This window comes from Rugosibacter aromaticivorans (assembly GCF_000934545.1).
Taxonomy (GTDB): domain Bacteria; phylum Pseudomonadota; class Gammaproteobacteria; order Burkholderiales; family Rhodocyclaceae; genus Rugosibacter; species Rugosibacter aromaticivorans.
This window is the reverse complement of sequence record NZ_CP010554.1, coordinates 561,394-573,078: the sequence shown is the minus strand read 5'-3', so window position 1 is coordinate 573,078 and position 11,685 is coordinate 561,394. Positions and strand designations below refer to the sequence as shown.

The following is an 11,685-nucleotide window of genomic DNA, read 5'->3' as shown; positions in this document are numbered from 1 at the left end:
GTTTTAAATCGCCGTTGACAGGACGCAACGTCAGAAAGCAGACCCTCCTCACCCGACTGGCGGGCTTTCCGGCCATTAAGACGCTGGATGAGTTTGACTATGGGTTTGCGCAAGGCGTGAAACGTAGCCAGATCGAGGAACTGGCTGGATTGGGCTTCGTTGAGCGCCATGAGAACGTCGTGCTTATCGGTCCCTCGGGGGTCGGCAAGACGCACTTGGCCATCGCCTTGGGCTACAAGGCGGCGCAAGCGGGCATCAAGACGCGTTTCACCACCGCCGCCGACCTATTGCTGGCATTGACGGCCGCGCATATTCAGAACCAGCTCAAAAGCGTCATGCATCGGGCGGTCAACAATTACCGGCTACTCATCATTGACGAAATCGGCTATCTGCCGATGACCCGCGAGCAAGCCAACTTGTTCTTCCAAGTCATCGCCGCGCGCTATGAAAAAGGCAGCTTGATTGTGACCAGCAATCTCCCGTTCGGCCAATGGGATGCGACCTTCGCCCAGGATGCCACGCTGACCGCTGCGCTCCTTGACCGGCTATTGCATCACGCACGCATTGTGCCGATTGCGGGTGAAAGTTACCGACTCAAAAATCAACGCCAAGCGGGCATGGTTCAGTCCAGAACGTCGGCCACAAAATGAACACCGCGATGGTGGGGCATCGTGGAGGGCGGGCCGTAGGCCCAACCGGAAGGATGCCCCACCATCGCAAGATTGCTGCAACGGGGGTGTATCAGTTTTAGATCGGCAACATCCAGAAAGGTGTGTCAGTTTTCAATCGGCATTGACAGGGCTGTCGCACTCCAGGCCTGGATGTAGGAACTCGGAATCAAAAGTCGATCTCCACGGGTTCATTGATCACAAGCTTCCACCGGGCATTTTTCTCGTGAAGCTCGGATAGGGATTCAATGAGGGGCTTGACGGAAGGATCCAGCGGCACAGCTGTCTTGGCCTTCTTGACGAAGGGTTCCAGCGCGTTGGCTTGGCGCGTGTGCCCTGCCCGTTCGAGCAGGTAGCCCAGCCGCCGCACGGACGAGTTTTCATAGGCAGCGGCCGCTTTGGCGAGCGCACGCGGCTCGGCCTTGGCTCCAATGTCCTTGGCGATCTGCGCAACCCCATTGATACCGGCGGCCTTGTGGAAGTAGCGTGCGCAATCCAGCAACGTCAGCTCGACGCCGGCCACTTGGGCAAAACCGGCATCACTCTTTATCCGGTCGAGCCAATCGGGTTGATTGAGCTTTGCGAAGGCCTTGGATGTCTGGTAGAGAAACTGGAGGCGGTGGCGTCCGATCTCGAAGTCCCGCAACTGCTTGGGCACAACCACCTGAAAGACCATGGCAGCCTGGTGCGATGAACCGTGGAAGGCCGCAGCACGCAGTAGCGAGATACGATAGTCGAGACCCTGGTACTTCATCAAGGGATCGATCCAACGCACGGGGTCGGGAGCGCCGGTCATCTGGTCCTCGGGACGCAGGATCAAATAGAAGCCATGGCGAGGGTTGGCCAGCCGCTGTTTTTTCACCAGCCGGGTGATCGCGGCGGTCAGGCCATCAGGATTCAGGTTGACCGCAGCCAGCGCCTCGTCGCGGTTGAAGTGCGCACGACCATGGAGAAGTCGATTATCAACGAATTGGTCAAGGGATGTCATTCCCGGATCATATGCAAAAACCGACAAAAATACAAGGTTTTTGCGTATAAGTTGGGATGCTTGGGGAGGCTATATTCCGGGCTATACAAATCGATACCCCGACGGGTGCTAACTGCACTTCGTTTGTCCGAAAAATGTGGTGTTACTTCGGATAAAACATCCAAGGCAAAATGGCGTCCCGGCACATGGTGCCGTCGGGCTCGCGGGCGTTGCCCCACGCCTCGTGCCGAGTCGCGGCCATGCGGCTTTGATACCTGACGCCTCCGGCCCACCGGGCCTGCGCGCTCCGCTTGCCCAAGAGGCAGTGGAGTGTGTGGGGGCGGCCTTGCTGTTCCCTTCAACGTACCACGTCGTTCTCGCCGTCAAGGGCTACGCGTGCTTTGCACGCTGGCGTCCATACGGCCGTCTGCGACCCCTGACTGCTGCGCTGCGGCGTGTTCCTCCGGTTCCGGGCAATTCCGCCCGATTCGGACTGGAGCACGATCATGTCGCAACTTACTCATTCTCTCGATTCTTCCCTTCTCGTTCGCGATGTTGCGGGCGACTACCGTCCGGCCAATGCCGACGAGGTGTTGCAGGCGGCGCGGCGTGTGCTCGCAGGACAGATGCGCGACTGCGAAGCCCTGACCTCGCCGCAGGTGGTACGCGACTTCCTGCGGGTCAAGCTTGGAGCGCTGGAGCACGAGGTGTTCGCTGTCATCCATCTGGACGCACAGAACCGGGTCATCGACTACGTCGAGATGTTCCGTGGCACGGTGAGCCAAACATCGGTGTACCCGCGCGAGGTGGTCAAGGAAGCGTTGGCCAGGAACAGCGCTGCGCTGCTGCTGGTGCATAATCACCCATCGGGTGCAGCCGAGCCCTCGCGCGCCGACGAGATGCTGACGCAGACGCTGAAGTCGGCACTGGCGCTGGTGGATGTGCGGGTGCTGGATCACCTGATCGTCGCCGGTGGCGCCATCCTGAGTTTTGCCGAACGCGGGCTGTTGTAGTCCGAGGGGGCTTTGCCCCCCTTTTTGCTGCGTCCTTGGCGTCGAGGAAAAGCTGCGCGCTGCGCTTGCCTCCAGGGGTCGGCTGATGCCCACCCCGCCGCGCAGGCTTGGCGCCCCACAGGACCGCCGAACAGGCTGCGCCTGATCGGCCAGCACATAGTGCAGTTTTCGCGCTACGCGCTTTGCTTACCTCCAGCCAGGCGTGCTTGCGGCACGCAGGGGCGCTTGCCGCGCGGCGTCGGTTTTAGCGCATCGCCTGGCCCATCGGCCGCTGTTCGTCTTTCCCCAAGTTCATCGCTTTCTCCCGCGACCGTAGCCCGCAGTGCCTGGCCGTCAAGGCGCGCAAGGCCGAGTCCTCGCTGTGCTGCGGGCCGCACCAACCCTGCGCTTCTTCCTTGACGGCTAGTCCCTCGCTGGCCCGGTTTTTCGCGGGCGATGAACTAAGGAAAGACGGCGGTAAACAGGGACCGACCCAGGTCTCTGCGCCGAACCAACCAAAGCCAACACCGGGCTCCGAATCTTGGAATCCGGTCGACTTTGAAACCACAGCTTGCAACCACAGGAGAAATACCATGCAACTCAGTTCCCGTTTCGGACATGCTTCCCCCATCTTGCGCGCCGACCATCCGCTGTCGGATGACCAGATTCGCAGCGTAGCTCCATCCATCTTTGCGGAAGAGAAGCACCAGAGCCGATCCGACCGCTATACCTATATTTCGACCGGTGAGGTATTGGGTGCCCTGCGCAAGGAAGGCTTCCAGCCGTTCATGGTTTGCCAGACGCGCGTACGCGATACCGGCAAGCGCGAACACACCAAGCACATGCTGCGGCTACGCCACACCAAACAAATTAACGGCGCAGAGGCCAACGAAATCATTCTGCTGAACTCGCACGACGGCACCAGCAGCTATCAGATGCTGGCGGGAATGTTCCGTTTCGTTTGCAGCAATGGGCTGGTGTGCGGCGACACCGTGGCCGACCTGCGCATCCCTCACAAGGGCGACGTGATCGGCCAGGTGATCGAAGGTGCCTACGATGTGCTGGATGGGTTCGAGCTGGTACGCGAACGTCAGGAAGGGTTGCGCGCCATCACGCTGGACCACAGCGAATCAGAGGTATTTGCCCGCGCCGCGTTGTCGCTGAAATACGATGACCCGGTCAAGCCTGCGCCCATCACGGAAACGCAATTGCTGCAGCCTCGACGCCGGGATGACGACCGGCCCGACCTGTGGAGCACGTTCAACCGCGTGCAGGAAAATCTGGTTCAAGGTGGGTTGTCTGCACGCACGGCCAACGGACGTAGGAACCGCACCCGCGCTATCCAAGGCATTGACCAGAACGTCAAGATCAACCGTGCGCTGTGGATACTGGCCGAAGAGATGAAGCGGCTCAAAGGCTGACATGCGAGGGGGCTTTGCCCCCTCATTTCAAGGCAATGCAGCAGCGGGTGGCCATGCAACGCCGCCGCGCCGCCTAGACTGATAAAGCTGGGCGGCGCGGCGGCAGTCGGGTAGCGACTGCCCAATGGCGGCATGACTTTCGTCATCCCTGTCTTTGTTCGTCTGTCCAACGAGTACACCATGCCTTGGGTTGGGCAATCCGCAGATCCAGTACAAATTTTCTCGGCGTCTCCCGGCCTCGCCGGGCCGCGCTGTCGTGCCTGGCATCGAGCCGGTTTTGCCGTCTCGCCCCTTGCGGGCTTCCATCGTTCCCTCCCTGTGGTTCGGCTGACGCCTGCGCGCTGCGCTTGCTCTCCAGGGGTCGTGAAGCCCATGCACGCGATGGCGTGAGCATGAAGCCCCGACCTTCGGGGCGGGGCTTTTCTCTTCGGTCAGTGCGACGCACGCGTTTTCACATGCAGAGGGCTGCGCCCTCCGATCCCAAAAAACGCGCCCCGCCGCACAGGCGGGACGCCGGAGTGCGACAGACTTTGCTGCACCCGGTTGTGCAATGGCGTGCTGTCCCCCGACACTAACGGACAGGTCGCCAGGAACGACGGCGGCTCACCGACAGGCCGTCCACCATGCCCAGAGCCATCCACGCCGCAATCCAACAAGCCCGCGCCAATGCGCGAGGAGCGTTCATCCTGGGTGATTCGGAACCGACCTTGCCTGCGATGGGGTGCCTACCGGCGCAGCACCTGTGCGGAGATGCCGGAGCCATGCTGCCTTCCGGTGGGGGTCGCACCCAACGGCGGCCTTGGCTTGTCGTGAATCCTGGCGAGGCACCGGCTGCGCCTCGGGCTTCATGGCTGCAACCGTCCGGCACAACGATTTTCCCCGGCACTGCGTGCCTTCCTCGCGCAACAAAATCGCCGCGCCTCCCGGTCCTCCACGCTGTTGCGGCCGCTTTGCGGTGCAGCCCGCCCGTACCTCGCCCTTTGGATCACCGACAAGGCCGCGATGGGCGCGACCTTGATTCACCGAAAGGAACTACATCATGGCAAACATCGGCATCTTCACCGCACAGAACGACAGCTTCACCGGCACGGTTCGCACCCTGACGCTCAACGTCAAGGTCAAATTCGTTCCCAACACCAAGGAGAGCGACAACGCTCCGGACTACCGCATCGTCGCCGGCAACTTCGAGATCGGCGCGGCGTGGAAGAAAATCAGCAAGGCGGAACGGCCCTACCTGTCGGCAACCCTGGATGACCCGTCGTTCCCGGCGACCATCTATGCCCGCCTGGTCGAAGGCGAGGACGGCGCGCACAACCTGATCTGGTCGCGCAGCAAGGGCGACTGATCGTCGCCCTCGGCGCCCCGCCTGTGCGGCGGGGCGTTTTTGCGTTCACCATCAGTGGCCCGCGCTTCGCATCCCAGGCTGCCTCATTTCATGCACTGAATCGCTGATTGGCGGAGTACGGAATCCCGTGGAGCCGTGCATCCGTATCCGTGCTTGGGCGCAAAGCCGCTTCTACGGATTTGCGGTTTTGTAGTTTCACGGAGATGAGTGAAAACGGTTCTGCGTGTTCGTGGATTTGGACAACGACACATTCCGGGTTCTACGAATCCTTGTGCATCAACATTGAAGGCATTCGTGCGTCCTCGGCGATGCCGGGTCGCGCTGTCGTGCTGCGCATCGAGCCACCGGTGGCGTCTCGCCCCTTCGGCTTCCATCACTGACGCCTGCGCGCTACGCTTGCCCTCCAGGGATCGGCTCGACGCCCATCCCCGCCGCGCCATGCTTGGCACCCCTCGCAATTCGCCGAACAGGCTGCGCCTGATCGGCATGCAAGACCTCATACGCCATCGAACTTGGTCTGACGCCGACCGCTGTTCACCGCAGCGTTCTGGTGCTTCATGACGACGCCACTCCTGTAGCGCATGGCCGCATCACCGACCGGACAGGCAGCGCAGCTTGGCGCACGCCGCACGCCCGTCAACCCCTGGCCCGCGCCAGCTTCGCCCGTGTTGGGGGTGTGACGGCCGCGCTTTGCGCGTGCGCCCGGATCGCAGCGCTCCGATCGGGAGCGTCCATTCAAGGAGTTGCGATCATGAACCTCATCACCGAAACACAGCGCGCGCAATTGCTGGCCAACGGCCGGCAGTCCCTCGACAACGACGACTTCGACCCACCGCCCGTGGTCAAGCTGTTCACCCCTGACTCGGGTGCGACCTGGCTGCTCACCGAAATCGACCCGGACGACCACGACCATGCCTTCGGACTCTGCGACCTGGGGCAGGGTTTCCCGGAGCTGGGCTATGTGAGCCTGGCCGAGCTGCAATCGGTGCGTGGCCGTCTCGGCCTTCCGGTCGAGCGGGATATGCACTTCACGGCCTCGAAGCCGATCAGTGCCTATGCGCGTGAAGCGCGGTTGGCGGAGCGCATCGTGACGTAGCCGTCACGCGGGCGCTGCCGCTGGGCTGGGCAGCGCCCTTTACTTGCCTGTTTGTCCCTCCGGGCCTCGATTAGTGTTCATTTTTAATCTTTCCTGCTTGAACTTGCGGCGGGCGGGCCTATGCTGGAAGCCGCTTCTACTGAAATCATGGCTGCCGTACTTACGCAATCGCCGATTCGTGTACCCACGGATTCGGTGGAATCCGCTTTGGCGATTTGGCGCAGAAGCACACTTGAACATTCAAGCTTTGACGCATCGGCACGTTTGCGCAAAACTAATGTTCCGTTGATCGTAACCACACTTGCGCCCAGCGACCATGAAATCACTCATCACCAACGATCACCGCGTCCAGCTGCTGGACAATGGCGCTGCCGCCGCGCGCGGCGAGAAGCGCGACCCACTGCCGGTTGTCAAGCTGTTCACCCTGGATGCGCATGCGGCCTGGCTGTTGACCGAACTCAGTCCCGACGACGGCGACACCGCTTTCGGCCTGATCGACCTCGGTATAGGCACACCGGAACTCGGCCATGTGCGGTTGTCCGTCCTGGAAGGCATTCGCGGACCACAGAACCTGGCCGTTGTACGCGATTTGCATTTCACGCCACAGCGGCGGCTCTCCGAATACGTCCGGCTGGCCCAGGCTGATGGATCGATTAACGATTGATCGCTATTCAGTGCAGCAACGGCACAACGCTGTCTCAACACACTTGCCGATGCAGGCTGAGGATGGGGTCGTCCCATCCTCATCAATTGAAAACCTTGCGTCTATATGATTAACTCATAACCGTCGAAGACCGAGGTGGTCTTGCCCGCCGTATCCCCCGCGTGGCGATTGATTTCTTTCTATCCGAGAGGAGCTTGCGCCATGGCAGATTCAAGCGCCGTTCACTGGCATCCCAGCGCTGCATACCTGTACGTCCTGCACCTGGACGGCCCCGCGCTGGCTTGGGAATACCTGCGGCGCAACCCGGAATACCACCGCGCCTGGCAACGCCACCGGCGCCGTCCGCCGTACGAGGCGCTGCGCTGGGGCTTGCGCCTGCTGGAAGACCCCGCGCGCGATGCACGCGACGCGCACCCCGACTGGTTCCCTGATCCATCCTCGGTAGTCCAGGTCTATCCCGATGCCGATCCCACGGCCGATGCGCTGCTGTTCCAGCTCTGGCGCTTCCCCGGCCGCAAACACCTGATGCACGACGGCAAGCGCCTGCTGCTGACCACTCAGATCGTCAATCGCACGCTGCGCATGGCGATATCTCCCGCACTGGAAGACGGCATGGCTTACGCCTATGCCGTCCGCGCCGGTTGCCAGCTCCCCGAGCGCTGGCGCGCAATCGAAGCCGAGCTGGCGTTGCTTGACGCCGCAAAGGTGCACCGCACTGCAATCGCCACCGGCCGACCAGGTCGCACGTCAATGCTCCACATGCGCACCCTGCAGGCGCTCGACGGCACGCTGGCCGGTGCTTCGCAGCGCGGCGTGGCCGAAGTGTTGTTCGGCATCGCAGCCGTTACCGAGCGCTGGTACGACGACAGCGATCTGCGCGCCCAAGTCCGCCGCTTGGTCCGGCGCGGGCAGACGCTCATGGCTGGTGGATACCACCGCCTACTCTAACTCGGCAAGGCCGCACAGGGACGTTAGCGCGGCGATGCAAAACGTCCCTGCGCAGAACGCCTGACTTTCCCGAAACTGCTTCCATCCGGCGGCGATTGCTTCGTCGGCGATCTTGACCGATGGAGGCACATGCCATGAGACCCGCACCGTTACGGCCGCACTACGTACCCTCAGCCGCACCCGCTGCCACCCAGCAGCCTGCTCAATCCGCGCAGCCAGCGCGTTACCTGACCAACGACGAAGCCGCCGCATTCCTGCGGCTGTCCCCGCGCACGCTGGAAAAGCAGCGCGTCATCGGCGGCGGGCCGCGCTTCCGCAAGTTTGGTCGGCGCGTAATGTACGCCATCGTCGACCTCGAAGCGTGGGCCGATGCACGCAGCTTCGAGATGACGTCCGACCCCGAGTACGCCGCGCGCCGGGACGGCGCGCGCTGATCGGCGATGGACACCGTCACTGATGGCCATCGGGCACCTCAGTCACGATCGGCAGCGCGAGCAGCTCGAACTGTTCCATGCTTTCTCGGGCGCACTGCCAGCACGCGATGCGCAAGACCTGATGGCCTACCCGTTCTTCTCGCTGTCCAAGAGCAAGCGCACGGTGCCGATCGACTTCCGCACCGGCAGCGTGACGGTGCGTGTCGAGGGCACGGCCGAGCATGGTCTGGCAACGATCTGGGATGCCGACATCCTGATCTGGGCCGCAAGCCAGATCGTCGAAGCACGCGACGCGGGGATTCGCTCATCGCGGCTGATGGCGGCCACGCCCTACGAAATCCTGCGCTTCATCGGCCGCGGCACGTCGCTGCGCGACTACCAGCGCCTCAAAGCCGCCCTGGACCGCTTGCAGTCCACCAGCGTGGCCACCTCCATCCGCCAACCCAATGCGCGGCGCCTGCACCGCTTCTCATGGATCAACGAATGGAAGGAGCGTGCAGACGGCCAAGGCCGGCCGCTGGGCATCGAACTGATCCTGCCGGACTGGTTCTATGCCGGTGTGTTCGACGAAAGCCTGGTGCTTACGATCGACGCCAACTACTTTCGCCTGACCGGCGGCATCGAGCGCTGGCTGTACCGCCTGGTACGCAAGCACGGCGGCTGGCAGCGCGAGGGCTGGCGCTTCGATTTCCCGCACCTGCACCGCAAGTCCGGCAGTCTGGCGCGCTTCACCGACTTCGCTTACGACTTGCGTTGCATCGTGGCGCGTCAACCCTTGCCGGGCTACACGCTTGCCGTCCTGCGACCAGGGCATGGGCCGGAAGTGCTGACCTTTCGCGCCGTGCCGTCTACGGCACCGCTGCGCCCCGGTGGCAGCTTCAATGCCGGTGCAATGCCTGTGGACAAACGGTGAATACGCTCGTGCTATCGGGAGTGGGAATCCTCGTGCTATCAGGCGCAGTGCTATCGTGCTATCAGGAGTGCGAACGCATCGCAAAGCCTTGCACAGCAAGGGTTTCTGCGTTTCCTAACTTAGATTCTAACTTTGAATCTATAAAACTAACGATAAGAAGAGCCCCCGCGCTGTGGATAAGTCGGCGAGCAGGAGGCAGCGCATCATGATCATCGCGCTGCTCAACCAGAAAGGCGGGGTCGGCAAGACCACCCTCGCCACCCACATCGCCGGTGAGCTGGCGATGCAAGGCAGCACAGTGATCCTGATCGATGCCGATCCCCAAGGCTCGGCGCTCGATTGGACACAACGCCGTAACCAGAACGGCTTGCCCCGGCTGTTCGGTGCTGTCGGCCTGGCCAGGGAAACCCTGCATCAGGAAGCGCCAGAACTCGCCAGACGCTGCGATCACATCGTGATCGACGGCCCACCAAGAATCGCGGCACTGGCGCGCTCCGCGCTGCTCGCGGCTGACATCGTGTTGATCCCCGTTCAGCCCAGTCCCTACGACGTATGGGCCAGCGCCGAGATGGTGTCGCTGATTCGCGAAGCGCAGGTGTTCCGGCCAGCGCTGCGCGCGGTCTTCATCATCAACCGGCGCGTCAGCACCACGGTGATCGGACGCGAGGCGCGCAGTGCGCTCGCCGATCAACCGCTGCCATCGCTGCTCTCGGAAGTTCGGCAGCGCATCGTGTTTGCCGACAGTGTGGCCAGAGGTCAGCTCGCGCGCGAACTCGACGTGAACAGCATTGCTGCACGCGAGATCGCGGCGCTCACCGATGAAGTCTTGAGGATGGCGCGATGAAGAACGGCAAACGGGTTGCCATTGGCGCGCGTCCACCCGCCAATCCGCACGCCGACGCCTGGGTGCGCCAAGGCGACGGTGCAGACATCGGCAAGACCGATCTCTATACCGCCCGGCTGACCATCGACGTGACGTCGGCGCTGCGCGCCCGCATCAAGGTCGCAGCTTTCACGCGCGGCATCACGGTGGCCGAGATGCTGCGTGATCTGTTGGAACATGAATTCCCGGAGAAGCAGCCATGAGCGCGCTGCCGCAGGCGGCCAGCAACGCACCACCAATACCACGTCCCGTGCTATCGAGCGTCAACAGCGGCACGCCGCTGACACATGTGTCGCTGGCGTTTGTCGCACAGCGGATCAACCTCTATCTGCGTTTCGGCCATCCAGTGCACGAACTGCGCTTGGATCGCTGGCGCCGCTGCGCGGCGTTCCTTCCTGCTGCGATGTTCTGCCGCGTGCGCTGGGAGTCCAACGACTACGGCACGACGCGCTGGCAACTCATGGTTTTGCAGGCATGCACGCCGCTTGATGCGGTACAGCGCATCGCCGGGATTCAGCCGGGCGCGCGCCTATTGCTGTGCGCCGAGGGCGAGCGGCAGGTGCAATCGGTCTTGCCACAGATCGACGCCATCGAAGCGCTCGGTATCGATCCGGCAGCGGTGTCGCCCGCGTACTGGCGCACGTTGGGCAACCGGCTATCTGCGCGCCTACCACTACCGATCTACACCCCCGAACGGCATGCCGCTTACCTCGCGGGCGAGGTGTTGCGATGAACACCCGCATCCATCGCTGGGGCGTCGTACTGTTCACCGTCCTTGGCATCTCTGCGCTTGCCTGGCCGTCGGTGCATACACCCATTGCGCGGATCGTCTACAACCCGAGTGACAGCGTGCCACGCGGCTGGTACCGCATCGGCCCGCCCGACTCGCTGCACGTCGGCAGTATCGTGCTCACCCGACTTCCGGCAGACGCCGCCGCACTGGCTGCGCAGCGTGGCTACCTGCCCGAACGCATCCCATTGCTCAAGCGAATCGGCGCGATGTCACCGCAGCAGGTGTGCATCGAGAAGCACATCGTTCGCATCGATGGCGTGGCGGTTGCCACCGCATTGAAAGCAGATCGACGAGGCCGATTGCTGCCCGTCTGGCAGCAGTGCCGAGCGCTTCGCGACGGCGAGCTGTTCCTGCTCAGTACGACGAATCCGGCGTCGTTTGACAGCCGCTACTTCGGTCCCGTTGCTGTCTCCGCCGTGATCGGCAGCGCGCAGCCCTTATGGACGTGGGGCACGCCATGAACGTGCAGCGCTGCGTACCATTCTTCGTGCAGTCTCGCTGCACATCGTTTGCACCACGGCCTGCGGCTGCGGTGCTTCACCCGTGCAGACAATCGCAGCC

16 protein-coding genes and 1 pseudogene are annotated in these 11,685 nt (G+C 62.7%); 14 read left to right on the top strand and 3 right to left on the bottom strand.

Features of this window, described 5'->3' with window-relative positions:
• Positions 1–17 precede the first annotated feature (17 nt).
• Positions 18–650 (top strand): annotated as a pseudogene (gene istB, locus PG1C_RS02995) (IS21-like element helper ATPase IstB); the annotation flags it as partial.
• A 187-nt stretch (positions 651–837) separates the two neighbouring features.
• On the opposite strand, the gene PG1C_RS02990 reads toward istB, so the two are convergent.
• Positions 838–1,656: a type IV toxin-antitoxin system AbiEi family antitoxin domain-containing protein gene (locus PG1C_RS02990; protein ID WP_202635951.1), complete on the bottom strand. Its 819-nt coding sequence runs from the start codon at positions 1,654–1,656 to the stop codon at positions 838–840.
• Positions 1,657–2,141: 485 nt separating this feature from the next.
• On the opposite strand from PG1C_RS02990, the gene radC reads away from it, so the two are divergent.
• Both radC and PG1C_RS02980 read left to right on the top strand, forming a co-directional pair.
• Complete coding sequence (gene radC / locus PG1C_RS02985; protein ID WP_202635950.1) at positions 2,142–2,648, top strand: RadC family protein; 507 nt, start codon at positions 2,142–2,144, stop codon at positions 2,646–2,648.
• A gap of 572 nt (positions 2,649–3,220) precedes the next feature.
• Entirely contained in the window at positions 3,221–4,048 is an 828-nt protein-coding gene (locus tag PG1C_RS02980) for a DUF932 domain-containing protein (RefSeq protein WP_202635949.1), read from the top strand.
• Between the two features lie 27 nt (positions 4,049–4,075).
• Here PG1C_RS02980 and PG1C_RS02975 read toward each other — a convergent pair whose 3' ends face one another.
• A complete protein-coding gene (locus PG1C_RS02975) occupies positions 4,076–4,354 on the bottom strand; it encodes a hypothetical protein (RefSeq protein WP_202635948.1) in 279 nt (92 codons plus the stop codon).
• 733 nt (positions 4,355–5,087) lie between these two features.
• Here PG1C_RS02975 and PG1C_RS02970 point away from each other — a divergent pair.
• Both PG1C_RS02970 and PG1C_RS02965 read left to right on the top strand, forming a co-directional pair.
• Positions 5,088–5,393: a DUF736 domain-containing protein gene (locus tag PG1C_RS02970; protein ID WP_202635947.1), complete on the top strand. Its 306-nt coding sequence runs from the start codon at positions 5,088–5,090 to the stop codon at positions 5,391–5,393.
• Between the two features lie 203 nt (positions 5,394–5,596).
• Positions 5,597–5,773, top strand: coding sequence for a hypothetical protein (locus PG1C_RS02965; RefSeq protein ID WP_202635946.1), 177 nt, complete (start codon positions 5,597–5,599; stop codon positions 5,771–5,773).
• 116 nt (positions 5,774–5,889) lie between these two features.
• Here the strand turns inward: PG1C_RS02965 and PG1C_RS02960 are convergent, their stop codons facing one another.
• Positions 5,890–6,132: a hypothetical protein gene (locus PG1C_RS02960; protein ID WP_202635945.1), complete on the bottom strand. Its 243-nt coding sequence runs from the start codon at positions 6,130–6,132 to the stop codon at positions 5,890–5,892.
• Between the two features lie 12 nt (positions 6,133–6,144).
• On the opposite strand from PG1C_RS02960, the gene PG1C_RS02955 reads away from it, so the two are divergent.
• The 9 genes from PG1C_RS02955 (at position 6,145) to PG1C_RS02915 (ending at position 11,585) form a co-directional block, all read left to right on the top strand.
• Positions 6,145–6,489 (top strand): DUF2958 domain-containing protein, encoded by a 345-nt coding sequence (locus PG1C_RS02955; protein WP_202635944.1) that lies wholly within the window; start codon positions 6,145–6,147, stop codon positions 6,487–6,489.
• Positions 6,490–6,805: 316 nt separating this feature from the next.
• Positions 6,806–7,153: a DUF2958 domain-containing protein gene (locus PG1C_RS02950; protein ID WP_202635943.1), complete on the top strand. Its 348-nt coding sequence runs from the start codon at positions 6,806–6,808 to the stop codon at positions 7,151–7,153.
• A 201-nt stretch (positions 7,154–7,354) separates the two neighbouring features.
• Positions 7,355–8,101, top strand: a complete 747-nt coding sequence (locus tag PG1C_RS02945; protein ID WP_202635942.1) for a DUF2285 domain-containing protein — start codon at positions 7,355–7,357, stop codon at positions 8,099–8,101.
• 134 nt (positions 8,102–8,235) lie between these two features.
• The gene (locus PG1C_RS02940) at positions 8,236–8,535 is read left to right on the top strand and encodes a helix-turn-helix transcriptional regulator (RefSeq protein WP_202635941.1); all 300 of its coding nucleotides are present in this window, start codon (positions 8,236–8,238) and stop codon (positions 8,533–8,535) included.
• A gap of 22 nt (positions 8,536–8,557) precedes the next feature.
• Positions 8,558–9,448 (top strand): replication initiator protein A, encoded by an 891-nt coding sequence (locus PG1C_RS02935; protein ID WP_202635940.1) that lies wholly within the window; start codon positions 8,558–8,560, stop codon positions 9,446–9,448.
• 205 nt (positions 9,449–9,653) lie between these two features.
• Positions 9,654–10,292 carry a ParA family partition ATPase gene (gene parA / locus PG1C_RS02930; protein ID WP_202635939.1) on the top strand — a complete coding sequence of 213 codons (639 nt, stop codon included), beginning with the start codon at positions 9,654–9,656 and terminating at the stop codon, positions 10,290–10,292.
• Positions 10,289–10,534 (top strand): chromosome partitioning protein ParB, encoded by a 246-nt coding sequence (locus PG1C_RS02925; RefSeq protein WP_202635938.1) that lies wholly within the window; start codon positions 10,289–10,291, stop codon positions 10,532–10,534. The genes parA and PG1C_RS02925 overlap by 4 nt, the downstream gene beginning before the upstream one ends.
• A gap of 47 nt (positions 10,535–10,581) precedes the next feature.
• Positions 10,582–11,064 (top strand): DUF2840 domain-containing protein, encoded by a 483-nt coding sequence (locus PG1C_RS02920; RefSeq protein ID WP_479687749.1) that lies wholly within the window; start codon positions 10,582–10,584, stop codon positions 11,062–11,064.
• Positions 11,061–11,585, top strand: coding sequence for a S26 family signal peptidase (locus tag PG1C_RS02915; protein ID WP_202635936.1), 525 nt, complete (start codon positions 11,061–11,063; stop codon positions 11,583–11,585). Before PG1C_RS02920 ends, PG1C_RS02915 begins: the two co-directional genes overlap by 4 nt.
• The last annotated feature ends 100 nt before the right edge of the window (positions 11,586–11,685 follow it).

Excerpts from the sequence above, each read along its gene's own strand:
- PG1C_RS02990 (WP_202635951.1), bottom strand. The coding sequence starts at position 1,656 with ATGACATCCCTTGACCAATTCGTTGATAATCGACTTCTCCATGGTCGT.
- radC (WP_202635950.1), top strand. The coding sequence starts at position 2,142 with ATGTCGCAACTTACTCATTCTCTCGATTCTTCCCTTCTCGTTCGCGAT.
- PG1C_RS02980 (WP_202635949.1), top strand. The coding sequence starts at position 3,221 with ATGCAACTCAGTTCCCGTTTCGGACATGCTTCCCCCATCTTGCGCGCC.
- PG1C_RS02975 (WP_202635948.1), bottom strand. The coding sequence starts at position 4,354 with ATGGAAGCCCGCAAGGGGCGAGACGGCAAAACCGGCTCGATGCCAGGC.
- PG1C_RS02970 (WP_202635947.1), top strand. The coding sequence starts at position 5,088 with ATGGCAAACATCGGCATCTTCACCGCACAGAACGACAGCTTCACCGGC.
- PG1C_RS02965 (WP_202635946.1), top strand. The coding sequence starts at position 5,597 with ATGAGTGAAAACGGTTCTGCGTGTTCGTGGATTTGGACAACGACACAT.
- PG1C_RS02955 (WP_202635944.1), top strand. The coding sequence starts at position 6,145 with ATGAACCTCATCACCGAAACACAGCGCGCGCAATTGCTGGCCAACGGC.
- PG1C_RS02950 (WP_202635943.1), top strand. The coding sequence starts at position 6,806 with ATGAAATCACTCATCACCAACGATCACCGCGTCCAGCTGCTGGACAAT.
- PG1C_RS02945 (WP_202635942.1), top strand. The coding sequence starts at position 7,355 with ATGGCAGATTCAAGCGCCGTTCACTGGCATCCCAGCGCTGCATACCTG.
- PG1C_RS02940 (WP_202635941.1), top strand. The coding sequence starts at position 8,236 with ATGAGACCCGCACCGTTACGGCCGCACTACGTACCCTCAGCCGCACCC.
- PG1C_RS02935 (WP_202635940.1), top strand. The coding sequence starts at position 8,558 with ATGGCCATCGGGCACCTCAGTCACGATCGGCAGCGCGAGCAGCTCGAA.
- parA (WP_202635939.1), top strand. The coding sequence starts at position 9,654 with ATGATCATCGCGCTGCTCAACCAGAAAGGCGGGGTCGGCAAGACCACC.
- PG1C_RS02925 (WP_202635938.1), top strand. The coding sequence starts at position 10,289 with ATGAAGAACGGCAAACGGGTTGCCATTGGCGCGCGTCCACCCGCCAAT.
- PG1C_RS02915 (WP_202635936.1), top strand. The coding sequence starts at position 11,061 with ATGAACACCCGCATCCATCGCTGGGGCGTCGTACTGTTCACCGTCCTT.